Raw genomic sequence first — 20281 nt, 5'->3', positions numbered from 1 at the left:
CACGGACAGCCGCCGTGTCAGCTGTTTCCCGATTCGCGCGCGGACCGCTTGGCACCCCGAGGATTGCCAGCCTCTGCGCGTGGATCCGATGTTGCCAGAGCGGGGACTACACGCATGATGAATCTTCAGGTGGCAGTGCGCAGGCATGTTGGAAGCAAACGGCCTAAGCGGGCCGCGGCGGTCGGCGCGGCGATGGGCGGTTTCCTCGCTGCGCCGTTTTTGTCGGGGGAGGCGGCCGCGGGCCGCTACGAGGTCGGCAGCGAAACCGAACTGGTGCAGGCGGTAATCCGGGCAAATCTCGATGGCGACAGCAGCGCCCGCATCACGCTCACGCGAGACATCACCCTGAGACACCCGACCGTGCTTGCGCCGGCACGCAAACCCATCACGGTCGACACGGGCCCGTTCTCGCTGGCCGCCGGCAGCGCCGACGCAAGCCACGCGGGCCTGGGCCCTGTCCTGGGCGGTGGGGCCTATACCGTCATCGGGACGCTCCGCGGCGGCCATGCCGCCCACACCCGCGAGGACGGCCGCGGAGGCATGGCGCTGGTCGTCCAGGGCGGCGAGCTTGCCAACCGCGCCAACATTACGGCGGGCAGCGGCGCCAGCAGCGGCGCGCTGGCAGGCCCGGTTCGCCAGGCCGGCCCGGGAGGCGTCGGCATGGCGGGCTCCAACGTGGTGTTGCACAACCATGCCCACGCGCGCATCGCCGGCGGCCAGGGCGGGCACTACGACGCCGCGGACCCGGGCAGCGCGACCCAGGCGGCGGGAAGCGGCGGCACCGGCCTGCTGATCCATGGCGGCCGCCTCCAGAACGAAGGCATCCTCGTCGGCGGCGACGGCGGCGACGCGACGAACCACATCGCGGCCAAGGCGCCGGCCATGTCGGGCCGAGGTGGCGAGGGCGCCCAACTGACGGCCGGCTCGCATTCCAACCACGGCATTATCGCGGGCGGCAATGGCGGCGTCGGCGCAAGCGCGCAGCGCACGGGCAACGGCGGCGGGGGCCATGGCGTGCAGTTCACCGGTGCCATGCTCCACAACCGGGGCGTCCTGCGTGGTGGCCATGGCGGCATCAGCCCGGGTACGGGCGCACAGAACGCCGTCGTGGCCGGCGGCGCGGGCGGCCATGGCGTCATCATGGAGTACGGCAATCTGGTCAATGGGCCCGACGGCGTCATCGAAGGCGGCGACAACCCCGGGCGCGGCATGGCGGCGCCCCAGCCCGGCGGATCCGGCGTGGTGGCAAGGAGTTCCTCCGTCATCAATAGCGGGCACATCGCCGGAGGCCGTAACGCCGGCGGCTACAGCCGCGCGCCCGCCATTGAATTCGGCGGCGGCAACAATGTGCTGGAGCTGCGCGACGGCTGGCGCATCACCGGGCCGGTGTTGGGGTCCGGACGCGACACCCTGGTGTTGAGCGGCACGCAGGACAACAGCTTCGCCGTCTCGCATATCGCGCGAGCCGGGAAGGCGGCCCAGTTCCAGGGCTTCGCCCACTTCGAGCTGCTGGGCGCCGGCACATGGCGCCTGCATGGCGTCACCACCGCGACCACACCGTGGATCCTCCACGAAGGCGCACTCGAGGTCGAGCATGACGCCAACCTGGGCGCCTCCACCGGCGCGCTTACATTCGCCGGGGGAACGCTGCGCGTCTCGGGCACGAACCTGCTGCGCCTGGATCGCCCCGTATATTGGAGCGACAAGGGTGGCGGCCTGGACATCGCCGAGCCGGGACATCGCTTCACCATCGCCCAGGACCTGCACGGCGGCGGGGCGCTCGACAAGCGCGGTCCGGGCACGCTGATCCTGGCCGGATCCAACACCTATTCAGGCGGCACCACGATATCCGACGGGACCCTGCGCATCGGCGACGGCGGCACGCGCGGCCACATCGACGGGAACGTACGCAACGACAGCCTGCTGGTGTTCGATCGCAGCGACGCCGTCGTTTTTCCCGGGCACATCTCCGGCACCGGTGCGGTGGTCCACCTGGGGCGCGGCACCACGACATTCACGGCGGACCACGCCTACACCGGCGTCACCGTCGTCAGCAAAGGCACACTGAAACTTGGCGATGGCGGCACCTCGGGCCACGTGCACGGAGACATCTACAGCGACGGCCATCTGGTCTTCGACCGTGCCGACACGATGGTATTGCCCCAGGGCGTCCATGGCCGCGCCAGCGGCTCCGTGGTCCAGGCCGGTACGGGAACCACCGTGCTGGCCGGGACGAACGATTACCAGGGGCCGACCGACATCCGGCGAGGAATCCTGGTCGTCAACGGCGACCAGGCCGACGCCACGGGTGCGGTGACCGTGCGGCGTGGCGCCGTGCTGCAAGGACACGGCAGGATCGGCGGCCACGTCACCGTGGAGGATGGCGGCACGCTGGCGCCCGGCCACCCCGTCGGCATGCTGTCCACGGGCAGCCTGACGCTGCATCCGGGTGCCACCCTGCAGATGCACATCGCCCGCGCCGCGCCGGACCAGCTGGTCAATGCGCACGACCGTCTCCGCGTCAACGGCGACCTGACGCTGGACGGCTTCCTGGATATCGCGACGCCGCCTGGCGGGAACTTCGATGTCGGTGTCTACCGGCTGATCGATTATCGCGGCCGGCTGACCGACCGCACGATCGATATCCGCCACATCCCCGCGGACAGCGACCGCGCGGCCCTGAGCGTACAGGCGACGGTGCCCGGACAGGTCAATCTGCTGAATACGGGCGGACGTCCGGTGCGGTTCTGGCAAGGCGCCGGTCCCGCGCAGGCGGAGGCCCGCCAGGGCAAGGCCGGCATGCCGGGCGGCAAAGGCGTATGGCGCGCCGGCGGCCCGCCCATATGGTCCGACGGCCGCACCGCGCGAGGCATGGGCTGGGTTCCCGGCGCGGTGGCGGTTTTCCTGGGCGAGCCGGGGACGATCCGCGTGGACGACAGCGCCGGCCCCGTGGTGTTCGGCGGCGCCCAGTTCGCGGCGGACGGCTATGCCGTCACGGGGCCGGGCATACTGACGACCGGCCCCGCACCGGCCGAACTGCGCGTAGGCGACGGCACGCCGGCCGGCGCGGCGATGCGCGCGACCGTGCACGCCGGCATCGCCGGCCAGGGCGGTATCGTCAAATCGGACCTGGGCACGCTGGTGCTGGCCGGCGACAACCGCCATGCCGGCGGCACCACGTTGCGCGCCGGCACCCTGGAAATCGCCAGGGACGCCGGTCTGGGCGAGGCAAGCGGGCCGTTGACGCTGGCCGGAGGACGGTTGCGCACCACGGCGCCGCTGGACACCTCGCGTCGCGTCGCGCTGGGCGGCGGAGGCGGCGCGGTCGACACGATGCACCATACCGTGCGTCTACGCGGGCCGTTGACGGGCGCTGGCGCTCTCGTGAAAGAAGGCAGCGGCACGCTGGAACTCGCCGGGCCCAACACGGCCCGGGGCACGGTGAACCTGGCCGCCGGCCGCGTCCGGGCCGCCGATCCCGCGGCCCTGGGAGCCGCCCTGCGCTACGCCCTGCAGCCCGGGACCACGCTGGACCTGGCCGGACACGACCAGGTCATCGCGGGCCTGGATAACGCGGGCATGGTGGCCATGGGCAGCGCATGGGCGGCGCCTGAGCCGGCTACATCGGGTACATCGGCCCCGCCAGTTGCCCCGGGTACGACGCTCACCGTCCGAGGCGACTATGTCGGCCGCAACGGCACCCTGCTGATGCGCACCGTCCTGGGCGACGAGCGCAGCGCCACGGATCGCCTGGTCATCGACGGTGGACGCGCCAGCGGCCGCACCATCGTGCAAGTCGTCAACGCCGGCGGCCTGGGCTCCCACACGCGCGGCGACGGCATTGAACTCATCCGTGCCCTCAACGGCGCCACCACCACGGCGCAGACCACGCGGGATGCCTTCGTCCTGGCGGACGACCATGTCGACGCGGGCGCATATGAATACCGCCTGTATCCGGGCGACGCCCGCGGCGCGGGGGAAAGCTGGTACCTGCGCTCGACCGTGCCGGCGCTTGCCCTGCCGTCCGGCCTCTCCTCCGGCCTGGACGCCGCCGGTCCGCTTGCGGCGGCTCTCCCGGCCGGCGCCGCCGCGCGGGCGCCAGGTCCCGGGCGCACCGCATATCGCCCTGAAGTCGCCCTGAATGCCGCCCTCCCGGCCGTGCTGGGGCGCGGCGACATGGCGGTGCTCGGCACCCTGCACCGGCGCGAAGGCGACGGCGCGGTGGCGATTGCCCCGGACCCGGAGGCGCCGCGCCGGCGGGCGTGGGGCCGCGTCATCGACCAGGACGCGGCGATCCGCCAGTCCGGCACGGTATCCCCGCGCAGCGACGGATGGTTTACGGGGATGCAGCTCGGCGTGGACGTGTACGCGGATGGCGGCCATCGCGTCGGCCTCTATGGCGCCACCCTGGGATGGCGCAGCAAGGTCAGGGGCGACGCAGGCGGTGTCGACGACGCAGCGGTCGGCCACCTGAGCGGACGCGGCAACTATGCCGGCCTGTACTGGAGCTATATGCCGGAAAGCGGCTGGTACAGCGACGTGGTGCTGCAATACGGCCGCCAACGCGGCGGCGCCAGCGCGACGGGCGGCGGCAGCGCGACGGGCGGCGGCAGCGCCGACATCCGCGCGCGCGGCGCGCTGGCGTCGGCCGAAGTGGGCAAGCCCGTCGGCCTCGGCGGCCGATGGCAGCTTGAACCGCAAGCGCAACTGATCGCCGCGCGCCAGCACCTGGACGATGTGCAGATACCGGCGGCGACCTTGCAACAGCGTCCCCGCACTACGTTGACGACGCGCCTCGGCTTGCGCCTGAAAGGCGATTACGCGGCCGGCGCGGGCCGGATCCAGCCGTATTCCCGCCTGAACCTGTGGCAGGGATTGAGCGGCCACGACACCCTGGCGGTGCGCGGTCCGGCGGGCCAGACCGATATCGAGACCGGCCGCGGCCATACCTCGGCCGATATCGCGGCCGGCGGCACCTGGACCGTCAACCGGCATATCGCCCTGTACGGCGAACTCGGCCACATGTACGCACTGGGCGGCGCGCAGCGCGTATCCACGCAGCACAGCGTTTCCCTGGGCGTGCGCATCGCGTGGTAGGCGGGCGTTAGAATGGCGGGCCAGGCGATTCCCTTTTTTCTCCAGCCCACCGGCCCTCATGCCCGTGCACTACCTCCGTGCGTTGACCAGTCCGGGACGCACCTCCGAAAGCAACCGCCGCTTGGGCCGGTCGCTGGCCTTCGTCGCCGGCGCGGCGAATGCGGGCGGCTTCCTGGCAGTGGGCCAATACACTTCGCACATGACCGGGCTGGTTTCCGCGCTGGCCGACCACGCCGTGCTGGGCGACACGGACCTGGTCGTTGCATGTGTGTGCGCGGTCATCGCCTTCGCGGCGGGCTCGGCCACCTCGGCCATCCTGATCAACTGGGGCCGGCTGCGCGGGGCGCAGAGCGAATACGCCCTGCCCTTGATGATCGAGGCCGCCCTGCTGCTGGTGTTCGGCCTGCTCGGTTCGCAACTCGCGCAGAGTCGCATGCTTTTCGTCCCGGCCACTGTCGCGCTGCTTTGTTTCATCATGGGCTTGCAGAACGCCATCATCACCAAGATATCGAGGGCGGAGATCCGCACCACGCACATGACGGGCGTCATCACCGACATTGGCATCGAGCTCGGCAAACTGCTGTACTGGAACCGGCGCGACCGGCCCCTTGACGCGCGCGTGCTGGCCAACCGCTCGCGGCTGCGGCTGCTGCTGTCGCTGCTCGCCATGTTCCTGTTCGGCGGACTGGTGGGCGCGCTCGGCTTCAAGCACGCCGGCTTCGTCGTCACCGTACCGCTCGCGGCCCTGCTTGTCGTGCTGGCCATCGTGCCCGTGCTGGACGACCTGGCGGCGCTGCACCGCCGCTCATGATGGCCAGGCCCGATGCACGCCGCCCCCGGCCTTCCGTGGCAGCCGCTGCGCGGATGGAAGGTGTCCGCCTGCCCCACGCCTGGCGCCCCCGCTTGATGCCGAAGGAGGTCCGGTGAGACGTTCGGGCAGCGCCGATCTTCCCTTGCATGGCGGCCGCGTGCCGGCATGGCTGGGCGCGCGCATGTCGCGGCTGGGCGCGGTGATCGCGCAGGCCATCGTGCATCACTATGGCCGCGACGAGTTCCTGCGACGGCTCGCCCACCCCTTCTGGTTCCAGTCCTTCGGCGCCGTCATGGGCATGGACTGGCATTCTTCGGGCATCACGACCAGCGTCATCGGCGCGTTGAAGCGCGGGCTCGGGCCGTTGTCCGGCGAACTGGGCATACACGTATGCGGTGGCCGCGGCAGCCATTCGCGCAAGACGCCGCTCGAACTGGCCATGATCGGCGAACGCGTCGGCCTGGATGGCGACGCGCTGGCGCGCGCCAGCCGCCTGGTGGCCAAGGTCGATAGTGCCGCCGTGCAGGACGGCTTCGACCTGTACCTGCACGGCTTCATCGTCACGGACGATGGTAATTGGGTCGTGGTGCAGCAAGGCATGAATGGCGACAACCGGCTCGCGCGACGCTACCACTGGCTGTCGCAGGACCTGCGCAGCTTCGTCGACACGCCGCACGCCGCGATCGACGGACCGAACCAGGGCGACATCGTCAATCTGACGGACCGCCGCGCCGAGGCCTCGCGCCATGGCCAATTGACCCTGTTGCGGGACCAGGGCCCCGACTTCATCGTGGACGAAGCCGCCGCGCTGGCGCGCGCCGCGGCGCCGGACACCGCGCCCGCGATATCGGCGCAAGGCCAGTTGGCGCTGCCTCACCTAGTCATGCCGGCACACCATGACGTGCGGCCCAAGGACGTGAGCCTGCGCCGGCTGCATGGCGCACTGGCCGCCGCGGCCGAATGCGGGCCGACGGATTTCGCCGACCTGCTGCTGGTGCCGGGCGTGGGCGCGCGCACCGTGCGGTCGCTGGCCCTGGTGGCCGAAGTGGTCCATGGCGCGCCCTGCCGTTTCGCCGACCCCGCGCGCTTCTCGCTGGCCCATGGCGGCAAGGACCGCCACCCCTATCCCGTCCCTTGCGAGGTCTACGACCGCACCATCGATGTGCTGAAGTCCGCGGTGGCCAAGGCGGGGCTCGGCAACGAAGAAAGGCTGGACGCACTGCGCCGGCTCGATCGCCAGGCGCGCCTCCTGGAACGCGACGCGACGGGCCCGGACTTCGAGTCCTTCGTGCAGGATGAACGCCAGGCCTCGGCGTCCTACGGCGGCCGCAGCGTATTCGGCATCGAAACCCGGGCGACGGTGCTGCCGCGGCCGCGCAACGGCGCGGGACAGGATTAGCGCGGCGTTCGCGTAGCGGCGCCAGCGGCGCGGCCAACCATCGCGCGACGCCCCTTCGAGACGCGCTCTACCCCTATCACGGGCGGCGTCGAATTCTCGTCAAAGAATCCGGCCATCAAGCAATTTCCCGGCGCTGAACCGCGGTAAACGGCCTTCGTGCGGCCTGGGCGCGACAGCGCACGAACGATACGAAGGCACACGGCGGCCAGCCGTTGCCCCGATGCCACGGCACACGGATACGTGGTTGTCATTTGCATTGAAAGGACATCAAAATGATGTCAAACAAATGACAACATCCTATGAGCACTTCACCCCTGAAACCTCCGACGGACCCGTCGTGCGTGCGTGACGTCACGTTGGTACTGTCCGAAAAGATCGGCGCGGGCCACGATAGGGAATGCTGGCGTCATCCGCTGAACGCAGCGCTCTGCATCAAGGTTCCGAAACCCGAGCAGGAACGCGCACAGAACGAAATCGACTTCCACTACAGCAGCCACCTTGCACACCATGCCGTGGCCGGACCGCATTTGCCGCGCGTGCACGGGTGGGTACGGACCAACCATGGCCGCGGCCTGGTGGTGGACCTGGTCCAGCAACCGGACGGCACGCCCTGTCCCACGCTGCCGGCAGCCTTGCGCAGCGGCATGATTACCGAAATGGAAGCGGTGGGCCTGGTCTACGAGGCCTTCGACTGGCTGATTGCCAACGGCGTCATGCTGGCGGACTACGGCGTCAGCAATTTCCTCGTGCGCAACTCGCCGGAGGGCAGGCCCTATCTGGTGTTCATCGACGGACTGGGCACGCGCCACTTCGACCTGAAATACTGGGCGCGATGTACGTTCGGCTTCCTGGAGCGCTGGGCCGCGCGCCAGAAGGCCCTGTACTTCCGCAACAAGACCCTGCACCTGCTGCGCGACCACTCAAGCCGTATCTGGGAGCCCCAGAAAGGCAGCTACGTGACGGCGTGACAGCGCCGGGCTGGCGCCGGTGTAGCAGAACAAGGTCAGCGGCAACCGGCCGCGGTGCACCTGGTCCAGGTACATGTCGTACATGGCGAGGATGGCGGGCTGCGTCATCTCCAGCTTGCGCTGGTGGATGACATCGGCCGGACAGGACGCGACGATCAGGCGTTGCGGACGCGGCGTCAGGGCGCTGCACAGTCCGTATGCGGCGATACGCCGGAACGGCAGCGTGTCGCTGCGCACGTTGCGCACGAAGTAGTCATAGAAATAGCGATCCAGCACCAGCGGACGGCGCCAGCCGGTGAACAGGCGCGACAGCGAAAAATACACCCATGCCACGGGCAGGATCAGCCACAGCATTTTCTCGTCGCGCACGTTGCGCGGCTCGCGCTGCGCCAGGTAGAACAACGGCCGGCGAAAGAAGCGCTTGAACCGCTGGAAGCGGAAGACCTTGCCCAGCGGACTGTGCCTGATATCTTCGATCAAGGCGCTTTTGCCGCTGCCGTCCGGCCCCACCACGGCGGTGGTCCGCCACGACGGCCAATGCACAGCGGCGCCCACTGCCCAGCGCGTGCGCTGCGCCAGGATGCGCCAGGGGCTGTCGATGGGAATGCCCCGCCGGCGCAGGAAATCCAGCGCGGCTTGCCGCGCCCGGCCCGTATCGCGGGTGCCGGCCTGCAAGTCGTCCAGCGCCTGGCGTAGCGCCGGCTCGCCGCCGGCCAGCCGCGCGAAGTACTGGATCCGCTGCCTGACCAGCGGCGCGTCCAGGTCCTTGTCCTTGTGATGCAGGTGCAGCAGGAACAGCGCCGCGAGCAGCGCGCCACGCGCCTCGATATCCAGCTTCTCGTATGCCTCGTAGTTCACCGCCGCCCGCGTCAGGTGGCCACGACGGTCGCGCGTGCGGAACTCGGCATGCGTCCACAACTCGATGGTCACGCAGCGCGCGCGCTCGTCCAACAGTTCGATCTGCCGCTTGAATGCCGAGAGCTGCCGCAGCACGAAGCTGACGCCACCTGCCTGGCATACGGAAAAAACGGTGCGCAGCACCTCATCGAAGCGTCGGCCGTCGACCATGAAATCGAAATCGCCCTCGAACGCGTCGCTCGGATCGACGGTACGCGGCCGCAGCATTACCCAGGGAATCCGGCCGGTCTCGCCCAGTGCGATCAGTGTTTCGAGTACCTGCGTACAGCTGCTGGATTCCATGGTTCCGGATATCGGCCTTGCTTGCGCGCCGGGGCGGCGCGGTGTGCAGCTTACATCAAACGCATCCACATCAAACGCATCGTGGACGCGGGCACGTCGTCGCGCGCTGTATCCCCCCGCGGGCGCTCAGGCGTCGCGCAGCAGGTCGTGCGCGTTCAGCAATTCGTAGGCAATGTCCGGATGCGCGTCCAGGCACCGCCGTACGGCGGCCGGGATGCTTTTGCGCGTGAGCCGGCACAGGCCGGGGCATTCTTCCAGACGGATGTTGAAGCCGCGCACGGTGCGCACTTCATTGGGGCTGGGTTCGATATGCAGGCGCACGCCCAGCTGCACATGGATGCGTTCCCCGACATGCTGCAATTCCGCATAGCTGGCGATGGCCTCGATACGCGTGATCAGGCGCTTTTCTTCCAGCTTGGTCAGGCGCAGGACGCGGATATCGCCGCCCGGTTCGGACAGCAGGCGATCGCGATCACAGACGCAGGCGCCCGGAGGACATTCTTCGCGGATGGGGAAAGGCAGATTCATGGCGACGACAATGATAATTAAAATGTCGCCCGGCCGGCGATCCGCCGGTCACATCCTGATGATTGATTCCGCCATGAAATCCATGCTCGACGCACGACGTTCCGCCAGCCCCGTCCTGGGAATCGCGGTCTTCCTGCTGATTGCCGTTGCCGGCCTGTTCTATGTGAAGTGGCTGCCCTACTACAACCGGGCATGGGTCGCGGCCAGCAATCACGCCATCGGGCCGTCGATACTGATGGGTACCCGGCGGCATCGTGGGCTGCGGCGATCGACTACGCGTGGGCGTATGGCAAGGCGATCTGGCAGGCCATGGTGCTGGGCTTGCTGCTGGGATCGGCCGTGCAGGCCCTGCTGCCGCGGCGATGGATCGCCGGCGCGCTCGGCGGGACGGGATTGGGCAGCGTGGTGGCCGGCGGCCTGATGGCCCTGCCCGGCATGATGTGCACCTGCTGCGCGGCCCCCGTCGTTGCCGGGCTGCGCAAATGCCAGGCGGCGCCCGGCAGCGCCGTGGCTTTCTGGCTGGGCAATTCCGTGCTGAATCCCGCCACGCTGGTCTTCATGGGCTTTGTGCTGGGTTGGCATTGGTCCGCGCTGCGCCTGGCGCTGGGCATTCCCATGGTGTTCGGGCTGGGCTACCTGCTGAACCGCATGAGCGCGAAAGGCAACCGCATGGTGGACCTGGCGCAGGTCCCCGCCCTGCCGGCCGGCGTAGCGGCCGACGACCAGGCCGGCAATGCCTTCGCACGCTGGCTCGCCATTCTCGGCCGCATGACGCTGCGCCTTGTGCCCGAGTACATCGTGCTGGTCCTGCTGCTGGGCGCCGCGCGCGCCTGGATGTTTCCGCATGTGGGTCCGGACGTGGACAACCACCTGCTGTGGATCGCAGGGCTGGCCGTCGCCGGCGCGCTATTCGTGATCCCGACGGCGGGCGAGGTGCCCATCGTCCAGGCCATGTTGTCGCTGGGCATGGCCGCGGGCCCCGCCGCCGCCTTGCTGATGACGCTGCCGCCCATCAGCCTGCCCTCCCTGGCGATGCTGGCGAAATCGTTCCGGCCCGTGGAACTGGCGGTCGTCTTCGCCGGGGTGGTGGGAATCGGCGTGGTGGCCGCTGGGCTGGCGATCGCCCTGGGATACTGACGCCGCCCCGTGGCGTCGGGATGGCCATCGGACCGGGGGGCCGGACGGCGCCCCCATCGCACGCTCGGGGCAAGGCCGTCCGCGGCGCCGCACTGGCGGCGTATATGCAGGGATTACTGCGACTTCTGCTTCTCGTTGATCGCCTGCGCCATCTGCAGGTGGTGGCGCAGCGACGGCAGCAGGCCGCGCGCGAAAGAGCGGACGTCCGGGTCATCGGCGCCCGAGGCGGCCGTCTCGAACTGCTGGATGGTCGCTTCATGCGCGGCCACGCCGATGCGGTCGATATAGGTCTTGTCGAAGGCGTTGCCCGACAGCAGACCCAGCGCCTTCAGTTCGGTGGCCTGGATCACGGACGGCCCGGTGGGCGGGTTGTAACCCTTGCGGGCGGCCAGCGCCGTCAACTTCTGGTTCGCGGCGGTATGGTCCTTGACCATGGCCGTGGCGAAAGCCCGCACATCGGCGTTCGTGCTCTTGTCCAGGGCCATCTGGCTGCCCTGTATCTCCGCAAAGCTGCCTTGCGCGGCGTTTTCGAGGAAGGTGCGGTCCTGCATGGACAGCATGTCGGATGATCCATCCCGATGCATGGCGCATCCGGCGATGCCAAGCAGGGAGGCGAACGAGACCAATAAAGCGGCACGGTACAGTTTCATGGTGGCTCCTGGGGTGAAAAGTCGTGGAGCAGCGGTTCAGCATGGGCCGTGCCCGGCGCCGCCTCATGGGCGCGGACTTTCGCCTTCCACTCCCCTGCCCTGCTGCAGGGCACGATGCAGCGCGCCGGAGGTGGCGGGCGCGGCCGGCACATCTTCCATTTGGGCCTTGTGCTCCATATCGGCCGCGATTTCTTCCGTGGTATCCGGCAGCCACCGGTGCATGACATACACGCCGCGCGCCTTCCACCCCACGGGCAGGTCCTCCTGGGGATGCACGGCGATCCACACAATGGCGTCGACCACGATCTGCGGGTCGTCCATGGCGACCAGCCTCGGCTCGCGCCCGGTGTAGTTCGCGGCATGCTGCAGCACCGGCGTGTCGGCGGCCCAGGGCAGCACGCTGGCGACATGGATATCGCGTTGCCCGCTGAGCCGGATCTCTTCGTTGAGCGCGCGGCCCAGGCTCCATACCGCCGCCTTGCTGGCGGAATACGAAGCGTGATACGCCAGCGGCACGACGCTCTCCATGGAGGCGACATTGACCAGCGTGCCGCTGCCCTGCGCGCGAAAGCGCCGCATGGCGACATAACTGCCATGGATCACGCCCATGACGTTGGTCTGTATCAAGCGGGCGTGGTCCTCAAGCGGGATATCCTCGAAGCGCCCCAGCGCCGCCACGCCGGCATTATTGATCCACACATCGATACGGCCGAAGCGCGCCACCGTCGCATCGGCCAGGGCGAGCACATCGCGCGCTTCGCCGACGTCCGTGCGCACCACCAGGGGCACGCCGCCGCGCTGCCGCACCTGCGCCGCGACCTCGTCCAGGACTTCCACGCGGCGGGCCGCGAGCACCACGTTGGCGCCCCGGGCGGCCAGTTCCAGCGCCACGCCGCGGCCGAAGCCGCTGGACGCGCCCGTCACCACGAAGGTCTTGCCGGCGATGTGTTCACGGTCGCCCGGCCCGATGCGGGGCGAGATGGCGCAACCGCCCAGGATGAACACGGCCAGCGCCGCGAGCAGCCACGCCCGCGCCGCCCCGGCCGTCCACACTGCGCGCACACCCGGCCGCGCGGCGGCGGGCCTTTTCCAGGCCGACTGGATGATCGGATGCATGTATCCCCCTTCTTCCCGCCGGTCAGTGCGGTGGCCCGGAGGGGCAATCGTCATGCCGGGACCGCGACGCCCGACGGCACGCGGGGTGGCGCGCTACTCCACGGAGATGTTGCGTTCGCGCGCGACCTGCTTCCAGGTGGCTGCGTCGCGCTTGACCAGTTCCGCGACCTGCTCGACGGTCATATCCGCCGCGACGGCGCTTTCCTGCGCGAACATGTCGCGCATCTTCGGCTCGGCCACGATGGCGCGGATCTCCGAGTTGAGCTTGCGGACCATGTCCTGCGGCATGCCGGCGGGACCCAGCACGCCCCACCAGAGCTCGACCGCGTAGCCCGGCACGACCTCATCAACGGCGGGTACGTCCGGGTAGAAGGGCGAGCGCCCGGCAGAGGTAACGGCCAGCACACGGACGCGATCGCTCTTCAGCATGGAGGAAATCGACGCGAAGCTGGCGACGATCATGTCCAGGCGTTCGCCGGACAGGTCGTTCATGGCGGGCGACATCCCCTTGTACGGGACATGGGTGAACGACACCTTGGCGGTGCCGGCCAGTATCTCGCTGGCCATCTGGTTCACCGACCCCACGCCGGCACTGCCGTAGGTCAACTTGCCCGGCTGCTTGCGCGCCTCGTCCAGCAGCGTGCGCAGGCTGTCGTACTTCGATGCCTTGCCCACGGTCACCGCCATGGGGCTGGAAGCGAGCAAGGCGATGGGGCTGAAGCTCTTGACCACGTCGTACTGCAGCTTGGGCTGCACCGCCGCATTGGTGGTGAAGGTGGACGAAGTCAGCATGAGCACCGAACCGTCGCGTGCGGCGCGCGCGACATAGTCCGCCCCGATGGCGCCCCCCGCGCCGGGGCGGTTCTCGACCACCACAGAATTGTGCAGGCGCGCCGACAGCTGCTCCGCCAGTACGCGCGCGAAGACGTCGTTGCTGCCGCCGGGCGGGAATGGCACCACCAGGGTCATCATCTTGGGAAAGACCGGTACGGCCTGGGCACGTGCCATGTCGGAACCCAGGGCCATCAGGCCGCAAGCCAGTACGCCGGCCAGCAAGGCATCGCGTTTCATCGGGATAGTCTCCGTAGGGATGCGGGCCGTGGATGCATCGCGCCGTGTGGCTTGCGCCGTCACGCTGCGCCAGGCGGCATCGCGGCCCGTCGGGGTGTGTCCCGCGATACTAGGGCCATCCCCCGCCGATATCAAGGATCAAGGCGCGCGGTGTCGCGAAGGCAGCCTGCCCTGCCCGGCCCATTCGGCGAGCGTGTCGAGCACCGCGCCAGCGCCATGCAGCGGAGCCGGCCCCTGCGCGACCCGCGTAGCCGCCGGCGCCATCCACGGATGGGCGAACGCCACCACGTCGGCGCCCTCCCGGTACGCCTGCTCCGCCGCCCGGGCAATGCCTTCCAGGCAGCGCGGCATATCACCCTGGCGGAACAGATCCCAGGCCTCGGGGAGCAGCGCCACCTTCGCCTCGGCGCCTGCGACCGCCGCGTAGCCCTCGAACAAGCGGCGGTTCGCCTCCATTGCCGAAGGCGCGGCGCATAACACCGTCACCCGCCGCCCCTGCCGCACGGCCGCGCGCGCCAGCGCCGTATCCGCGCGCAGGACGGGAACGGCCGCCGACTCCATCCCGTCGACCAGCGGCCCCAGTGTGGCGCAGGTCACCACGACCGCGTCGGCATCCGCCGCCAGGCGTCGCACGCAGTCCGCCACCTCGGCCTGCGCCGCCTCCGCGTCCCGACCACCCTGCTCGGCCCGCAGACGCAGGTCCGCGCGGATTTCGTGGCGCAGGTCGTCGCGGCGCAGGCCCCGGTCCAGCGCGGCCTGCTCGAAAATGCCGGGGTTGATATCTATCGTGTGCAGGAAGGAGAGTCGCATGTGGGTTGTCCTGGCGCAGTGGATGGAAGCCACGGCGTGCCATGGACGCCGGGCGACGCCATTGTGAGCCAGCCCCGCGGCCCAGCAAGGCCAGCAGGGATACTGGTATGGCGGATACCCGTTCAGTCCATCCCGAACAACAGGTTGGGCACCCACAGCACCAGCCCGGGGATGAAAATCAGCGCGACCGCGACCAGGCACACGGCCACGAGGAAAGGCCAGGACTCCCGGGTATAGACGCCTATGGGACAGCGCAGCACGGAGCACACCGCATACATGGCTGCCCCCACCGGCGGCGTGAAGTTGCCGATGGTGGCGGCCACGATGAACACAATGCCGAAATGCACCGGGTCCACGCCCAGCTCGCTGACCAGGGGCAGGAAGATCGGCGTCAGCATGATGATCAGCACCGCCCCGTCGATGAAGCAGCCGGCCACCAGCGTGAACAGCACGATCAGCAACAGCACCAGGTGGGCGTTGTGCGTCATATCCAGGATGGCGCCGGATATGGTGTCCGGCACCTGCTCGAAGACGATGCCGTAGCTGAAGATGCCGGATAGGGCCAGCAGGAACATCACGGCGCCGACGTCGCTGAGGCTGCCCTCCAGCGCTTCCCGAAAGGCTGCGCGGCCCAGTTGGCGATAGGCGAACCAGCCCACGAAGACCGCGTAGACCACCGCGAAAGCGCCGATTTCCGATGGCGTGAAGACGCCGGCCCGCAGCCCCAGCAGCAGGAAGATGGGGAACAGCAGCGCCCAGATGCCGGCGCGCGCCGCGCCGGCCATCTCGCGCACCGATGCGCGTTCGGTGCGTTCGGCTTGGTAACCGCGGCGCCGGGCCGTGACGGAAATGGCGAACGCCAGGACGGCCCACAGAAGAAAGGCCGGCACGAAACCCGCGGCGAACAGGCGGCCGATGGATACCTGGCCGACCGTGCCGTAGAGAATCATGCCGATGCCCGGCGGGATGATGGGCGTCAGCAAGGATCCGAAAGAGAAGACGCCGGCGGCATAGCCCTTGGAAAAGCCGCGCGACATCATTTCGGGCCCCAGCATACGGGCTTGCATGGCGGCGTCGGCGATGCACGATCCCGAGACCCCGCCCATCAGGCCGGAGAGCACAAGCGATACCTGCGCCAGACCGCCTCGCAGGCGGCCCGTCAACACGGCGGCCAGCGAAAGCAACTGGTGCGTGATGCCGGACTTGTTCATGAAGTTGCCGGCCATGATGAACAGCGGCACGGCCAGCAGCGCGAAGTTCTGCGTCTGCGACACCGTCAACTGGATGGGAATGGTGGCGGGCAGGTCGGGGTTCTGCACGAAGAACAAGGCGCCCGCGATGCCGATGGCGAAAGCCACCGGCATACCGGTCAGCAACAGCACCACGAAAGCGCCGGCCACGATCAGCATGCCGTCTTCTCCCCGTCAAGATGCATGGGTTCGCCCCGCATGCGCGCGGCGCGCACTTTCTGCCAGGTGGTGATCAGCAGCAGCACGGCACCGACCGGCATGCTCAGGGTGACCCAGGAGTAGCTGACCTCCGGAATGCCCTGGAAGCTGCGCGCGCGGCTGATCCAGGCCAGCCACGTGCCCATCACCGCCACATACAGCAGGAAGACCACGATAACCAGGTAATTGAAGGCCATGCAGGCAGCGCGCCAGCGCGCCGGCAAGGCCTTGACCAGCAGGTCGATGGACATCAGGCTGTCGTTGCGCCACGCTATATCGGCGCACAGGAAGCAGGCCCAGGCGAACAGGCAGGTCGCCACGTCGGTGGTCCAGTTCAGCGGGTAGTGCATCAGGCGCGCCACCCCGCCCAGGAAGATCAGCACGACCATCAGCACCAGGAAGGTCGCCGCCACCACGGCCTCTACCCTGCGCAAGCCAATCAGAAAGCCCGTCATTCCCGCCCCCTCGCCCGCCAGCCCGCCGGCAGGCCTACTGTTTGCCGATGTCGGCGTACACCGCACGGCGCGCGTCCATCAGGTCCAGTTTCTGGTACGCCTGCTCGCCGGCCTTGCGGAAGGCCGCGATGTCCACATCCTGCACGATGGTCATGCCGCGCTTGCGCAGTTGTTCACGCACCTCGTCTTCCAGCTTCAGCACGCGCGTCGAGGTCTGCGCGCCCACGTTGTTGCACTCCTCGACCAGCGCTTTCTGGTAGTCGGGCGGTAGGCTGTCGAAGAACCTGGCGCTGACCACCTCGAAGTTCAGCAGCATGATGTGCCGGGTCTCGTTGGCAAACTTCAGCACTTCGTAGAAGCGGCCGCCCGGAATATTGTTGTAGACCAGTTCCACGCCGTCGATCGCGCGTTGCTGCAGGGCCGGGTACATCTCGCCAAAAGCGAGCGCCACGGGGGACGCGCCCAGCGCGCGTATCGACTCCTGCCAGATCGGCGCGGGCGGTGTGCGTATGCGCAGGCCCTGCAGGTCGGCCGGTGTGCGCACCGCCTTGTTGGTGAAGAAGTTGCGATAACCCTGCACCCAGTTGAAGCACACGACCTTCAGGCCATGCTTGGCCGCCAGTTCATCCTGCCATTTGGCGATGGTGGGCGAGGTGCGCAGCTTGGCGACCTCGTCCAGGGTCTCCACGAAATACGGCCCGTTCATCACCGCCATGCCGGGCACGTAATTGCCCAGGCGGGCCGAGTCGGTGTTCTGGCCGACGCCTGCGCCTTGCCGCATCTGCTCGATGACGTCTTCCTCGACGCCCAGTTGCGCGCTGTGGAAAACCTGGATCTTCAGGCCGCCGTTGGTGCGGGCTTCCACCGCCTTGGCCCAGGCCAGGAAACCTTCATGGAAGGGTTCCTTGGGTCCCAGTACGTGATTGAACTTCAGGGTGTAGGTCTTCTGCGCCTGGGCCGGCGTGCCGCCGAGTACAGCCAACAGTCCCAGCAGGGCCGCCAACGGCCCCATGCGCTTGCATGTGATGGTCATGGTTCGTCTCCTCGTGGCCGCCTGCTGGCGATCTATGGTGATACCATTCTATGTGCTGAAACGCCCATCTGAACATTGTTCGATAGTATGAAACAACCCCCGTCCACACGCCGCAAGCCTCCACCCGCCGGCACGCCGCCGGCGGCGTCCCCGCGCGCCGCCAGCACCCATCGATCGCTGGAACGCGGCCTGGCGGCGCTGGAGGCCGTGGCAGGCGCCACAGGGCCCGTGACGCTGGCCGATACCGCCCGCCGCCTGGGCCTGCACCGCAGCACGGCGCACCACCTGATGCAGACGCTGGTGGCGCTGGGCTATCTGCGGCAGGACGAGGTGACGCGCGGCTATGCGCTGACACCCAAGCTGCACCAGATGACGGGGCGCAAATGGAGCGTGGAGCAACTGGGCGAGCTGGCCCAGCCCATACTGGAAATGCTGACCGCCGCCACGGACGAAGGCAGCAGCGTGGCGGCCTGGGTAAACGGTACCGTGACGATTGCGGCCAAGCGCGAGACGGATGGGCCGCTGCGCGTTGTGCAGAGCGTGGGCGCGGAGCGTTCCATCTACTGCACCGCCGTGGGCAAGGCCATCGCCGGGTGGTTGCCGCACGCCGAGGTGCAGGCCGCGCTGGCGCGCACGACCATGGTGGCCCACACGCCGAAGACGATCACCACGCCGGAAGCGTTCGAGACCGAATTGCGGCGCATCCGCACGGCGGGCTACGCCATCGACGACGCCGAGCAGCACGAGGGACTGCGCTGCATCGCCATGCCGGTGTTCTGCTACACGGGCGAGGTGATCGGGTCGATGTGCGTGGTCGGGCCCCGCCACCGGATGACACACCAGAAACTGCAGGCGGTCCGGGCGCCGCTGGAACGCTGCAGCCGCCAATTATCCGAGCGGCTGGGCCATGTGGCGGACGCTCCGGGGAGCCGATGAAGCACGCCGGTCTGCCGGCGGACCGGCAACGGCAAAACGCGAACGCGCTGACCGGTGCTGTCCGGCGGCCACGGCTGGAATGACGTGACGCGGGCCGATACAACGACGCACGGCGAGGCATGCGTGTACGCCGCGCAGTCCGGCGGCGAGAAGCCGTGCGCAGTCCATCCACCCAAAAGAGGTAGACCATGACGAACGAGGCAATGTTTTCGCTGAACGGGCGCCAGGCGCTGGTGATAGGCGGCGGCAGCGGCATAGGGCGCGCGATCGCGCTGGGGCTGGCGCGCGCCGGCGCCGGCGTGGACGTCGCCGGCCGCCGCGCAGACAAGCTGGAGGAAACCGGCGACCTGATCCGCGCGGCGGGCCAGCGCTCGAGCGCCTTCGAGATCGATGCGCGCGACATGGAGGCGCTGGAGCGGCTGGTGGACTCGGTGCGCGACACCAGCGGCGTGCCGGACATCCTGGTGAACGCCCAGGGCGTGATGTCCCTGAACAATGCCGAGGACTTCACTCCCGGCGATTACGACCGCATCATGGACACCAACGTCAAGAGCGTCTGGTTCGCCTGCACGCGCTTCGGCGCGGCGATGCAGGCGCGGGGTGACGGCAGCATCATCAACATTGCGTCGATGGCATCTTTCCGGGGCTTCCCACGCAACGGCCTGTACTGCATCAGCAAGCATGGCGTGCGGGCGCTGACGGAATCGCTCGCGGCCGAATGGGCGCCGCGCGGGGTCCGGGTCAATGCCATCGCGCCGGGCTTCTTCATCACGGACCTGAATCGCGGGGCGATGACGGAGGAACGCCAGGCCCGCGCCTTGGCGCGCGTGCCGATGGGACGCTTCGGCGATGTCGACGAGCTCTCCGGCGCGGCCGTATTCCTGTCGTCCCGCGCCGCGAGCTATGTGACCGGCATAACCGTGCCGGTGGATGGCGGCTTCCTGTCGATGGGGATGTGATATTTGGGTGCTAGCTTTTGGTTGGCGGTCGGTGGGGTTCTTGCGACGTCCGGCGGGGCAGTCGCCTGCCCGGGCCGTCCCGGTCGGGCGCTGCGGCGCGCGGGCGCCGCAGATCACTTCGCTCGCTTCGTCCGGCGGCCGTTCACTGGTGGGTATCTTCTTGATGAGTTGCCGGCACGCCTTCCTTCAGCATCCGCTCGCTCGCCCTCTACGGGCCGTCCCGGGCAGGCGACTGCCCCGCCGGACTCTGGCATCTTCCATCCACGGCCGCTGCGACTTTCCGGGTTCTTGCCGCTGCGTTGCGCAGCCGGGTGTGGTGGAAGAGATGAGCGCGCCCGCCGAAATGCGGCCCGCGGGGGCCGCATTCCGGCATACACGCCGTGCCATTCGGCGGTTGCCGGTCATGCGATGTCAAGTGAGAATGGAGCGGGTATGTCATGCGGCGGCGACTGATAATGGGACGGACACGGCCATGCGACGGACGCTGGTGACGCGCCGCACATAGTCATGCGACCGACATCGATAATGCGACGGACACGGTCACGTAGCCGACGCCGATAATGCGGCGGGTACGGTCATGCAACACGGGTACCGTAGTCCAGCCGCTACGTCATGCGACACAAACGCGTAAGCAAACCGCGGACCCCGCGGGCCGCGATTTGC

The 20281-nt window shown here is 68.7% G+C and carries 15 protein-coding genes and 1 pseudogene; 7 read left to right on the top strand and 9 right to left on the bottom strand.

The genetic code is table 11. The features are described 5' to 3' along the window. Positions 1 to 114: 114 nt before the first annotated feature. From BAU07_RS04770 to BAU07_RS04755, 4 genes are all read left to right on the top strand, one after another. A complete protein-coding gene (locus BAU07_RS04770) occupies positions 115 to 5097 on the top strand; it encodes an autotransporter outer membrane beta-barrel domain-containing protein (RefSeq protein WP_084025345.1) in 4983 nt (1660 codons plus the stop codon). A 58-nt stretch (positions 5098 to 5155) separates the two neighbouring features. After that, on the top strand, positions 5156 to 5908 hold the full coding sequence (locus BAU07_RS04765; RefSeq protein ID WP_066654567.1) for a YoaK family protein: 753 nt from the start codon (positions 5156 to 5158) through the stop codon (positions 5906 to 5908). 112 nt (positions 5909 to 6020) lie between these two features. Further along, the gene (locus tag BAU07_RS04760) at positions 6021 to 7307 is read left to right on the top strand and encodes a DUF763 domain-containing protein (protein WP_066654566.1); all 1287 of its coding nucleotides are present in this window, start codon (positions 6021 to 6023) and stop codon (positions 7305 to 7307) included. A 299-nt stretch (positions 7308 to 7606) separates the two neighbouring features. Further along, a complete protein-coding gene (locus tag BAU07_RS04755; RefSeq protein ID WP_084025343.1) occupies positions 7607 to 8275 on the top strand; it encodes a YrbL family protein in 669 nt (222 codons plus the stop codon). On the opposite strand, the gene BAU07_RS04750 is transcribed toward BAU07_RS04755, so the two are convergent. Together BAU07_RS04750 and BAU07_RS04745 are read right to left on the bottom strand one after the other, a co-directional pair. After that, positions 8228 to 9475, bottom strand: coding sequence for a hypothetical protein (locus BAU07_RS04750; RefSeq protein ID WP_066654562.1), 1248 nt, complete (start codon positions 9473 to 9475; stop codon positions 8228 to 8230). The genes BAU07_RS04755 and BAU07_RS04750 overlap by 48 nt on opposite strands. A gap of 126 nt (positions 9476 to 9601) precedes the next feature. Then, complete coding sequence (locus tag BAU07_RS04745) at positions 9602 to 10003, bottom strand: hypothetical protein (RefSeq protein WP_066654560.1); 402 nt, start codon at positions 10001 to 10003, stop codon at positions 9602 to 9604. A gap of 82 nt (positions 10004 to 10085) precedes the next feature. Between BAU07_RS04745 and BAU07_RS04740 the strand changes: the two are divergent. After that, a pseudogene (locus tag BAU07_RS04740) lies at positions 10086 to 11140 on the top strand (permease). Positions 11141 to 11253: 113 nt separating this feature from the next. Here the strand turns inward: BAU07_RS04740 and BAU07_RS04735 are convergent. From BAU07_RS04735 to BAU07_RS04705, 7 genes are all read right to left on the bottom strand, one after another. Then, positions 11254 to 11790 (bottom strand): DUF4142 domain-containing protein, encoded by a 537-nt coding sequence (locus BAU07_RS04735; RefSeq protein ID WP_066654558.1) that lies wholly within the window; start codon positions 11788 to 11790, stop codon positions 11254 to 11256. A 63-nt stretch (positions 11791 to 11853) separates the two neighbouring features. Then, a complete protein-coding gene (locus tag BAU07_RS04730; protein ID WP_084025341.1) occupies positions 11854 to 12906 on the bottom strand; it encodes an SDR family NAD(P)-dependent oxidoreductase in 1053 nt (350 codons plus the stop codon). A gap of 93 nt (positions 12907 to 12999) precedes the next feature. Next, positions 13000 to 13977 (bottom strand): Bug family tripartite tricarboxylate transporter substrate binding protein, encoded by a 978-nt coding sequence (locus BAU07_RS04725; protein ID WP_066654556.1) that lies wholly within the window; start codon positions 13975 to 13977, stop codon positions 13000 to 13002. Between the two features lie 138 nt (positions 13978 to 14115). Further along, on the bottom strand, positions 14116 to 14787 hold the full coding sequence (locus tag BAU07_RS04720) for an aspartate/glutamate racemase family protein (protein ID WP_066654555.1): 672 nt from the start codon (positions 14785 to 14787) through the stop codon (positions 14116 to 14118). A gap of 122 nt (positions 14788 to 14909) precedes the next feature. Continuing rightward, positions 14910 to 16196, bottom strand: coding sequence for a TRAP transporter large permease (locus BAU07_RS04715; RefSeq protein ID WP_066654554.1), 1287 nt, complete (start codon positions 16194 to 16196; stop codon positions 14910 to 14912). After that, positions 16190 to 16690, bottom strand: coding sequence for a TRAP transporter small permease (locus BAU07_RS04710; protein WP_084025340.1), 501 nt, complete (start codon positions 16688 to 16690; stop codon positions 16190 to 16192). Before BAU07_RS04710 ends, BAU07_RS04715 begins: the two co-directional genes overlap by 7 nt. A gap of 34 nt (positions 16691 to 16724) precedes the next feature. Further along, the gene (locus BAU07_RS04705; RefSeq protein ID WP_066654553.1) at positions 16725 to 17723 is read right to left on the bottom strand and encodes a C4-dicarboxylate TRAP transporter substrate-binding protein; all 999 of its coding nucleotides are present in this window, start codon (positions 17721 to 17723) and stop codon (positions 16725 to 16727) included. 87 nt (positions 17724 to 17810) lie between these two features. Between BAU07_RS04705 and BAU07_RS04700 the strand changes: the two genes are divergently transcribed. Then, positions 17811 to 18659: an IclR family transcriptional regulator gene (locus tag BAU07_RS04700; RefSeq protein ID WP_066654552.1), complete on the top strand. Its 849-nt coding sequence runs from the start codon at positions 17811 to 17813 to the stop codon at positions 18657 to 18659. Positions 18660 to 18847: 188 nt separating this feature from the next. Then, complete coding sequence (locus BAU07_RS04695) at positions 18848 to 19618, top strand: SDR family NAD(P)-dependent oxidoreductase (RefSeq protein WP_066654550.1); 771 nt, start codon at positions 18848 to 18850, stop codon at positions 19616 to 19618. The last annotated feature ends 663 nt before the right edge of the window (positions 19619 to 20281 follow it).

It is taken from the genome of Bordetella flabilis (assembly GCF_001676725.1).
GTDB classification, from domain to species: domain Bacteria; phylum Pseudomonadota; class Gammaproteobacteria; order Burkholderiales; family Burkholderiaceae_B; genus Bordetella_C; species Bordetella_C flabilis.
This window is presented reverse-complemented; position numbering and strand designations above follow the sequence as displayed.

Excerpts from the sequence above, each read along its gene's own strand:
- BAU07_RS04770 (WP_084025345.1), top strand. The coding sequence starts at position 115 with ATGATGAATCTTCAGGTGGCAGTGCGCAGGCATGTTGGAAGCAAACGG.
- BAU07_RS04765 (WP_066654567.1), top strand. The coding sequence starts at position 5,156 with ATGCCCGTGCACTACCTCCGTGCGTTGACCAGTCCGGGACGCACCTCC.
- BAU07_RS04755 (WP_084025343.1), top strand. The coding sequence starts at position 7,607 with ATGAGCACTTCACCCCTGAAACCTCCGACGGACCCGTCGTGCGTGCGT.
- BAU07_RS04750 (WP_066654562.1), bottom strand. The coding sequence starts at position 9,475 with ATGGAATCCAGCAGCTGTACGCAGGTACTCGAAACACTGATCGCACTG.
- BAU07_RS04745 (WP_066654560.1), bottom strand. The coding sequence starts at position 10,003 with ATGAATCTGCCTTTCCCCATCCGCGAAGAATGTCCTCCGGGCGCCTGC.
- BAU07_RS04735 (WP_066654558.1), bottom strand. The coding sequence starts at position 11,790 with ATGAAACTGTACCGTGCCGCTTTATTGGTCTCGTTCGCCTCCCTGCTT.
- BAU07_RS04730 (WP_084025341.1), bottom strand. The coding sequence starts at position 12,906 with ATGCATCCGATCATCCAGTCGGCCTGGAAAAGGCCCGCCGCCGCGCGG.
- BAU07_RS04725 (WP_066654556.1), bottom strand. The coding sequence starts at position 13,977 with ATGAAACGCGATGCCTTGCTGGCCGGCGTACTGGCTTGCGGCCTGATG.
- BAU07_RS04720 (WP_066654555.1), bottom strand. The coding sequence starts at position 14,787 with ATGCGACTCTCCTTCCTGCACACGATAGATATCAACCCCGGCATTTTC.
- BAU07_RS04715 (WP_066654554.1), bottom strand. The coding sequence starts at position 16,196 with ATGCTGATCGTGGCCGGCGCTTTCGTGGTGCTGTTGCTGACCGGTATG.
- BAU07_RS04710 (WP_084025340.1), bottom strand. The coding sequence starts at position 16,690 with ATGACGGGCTTTCTGATTGGCTTGCGCAGGGTAGAGGCCGTGGTGGCG.
- BAU07_RS04705 (WP_066654553.1), bottom strand. The coding sequence starts at position 17,723 with ATGACCATCACATGCAAGCGCATGGGGCCGTTGGCGGCCCTGCTGGGA.
- BAU07_RS04700 (WP_066654552.1), top strand. The coding sequence starts at position 17,811 with ATGAAACAACCCCCGTCCACACGCCGCAAGCCTCCACCCGCCGGCACG.
- BAU07_RS04695 (WP_066654550.1), top strand. The coding sequence starts at position 18,848 with ATGACGAACGAGGCAATGTTTTCGCTGAACGGGCGCCAGGCGCTGGTG.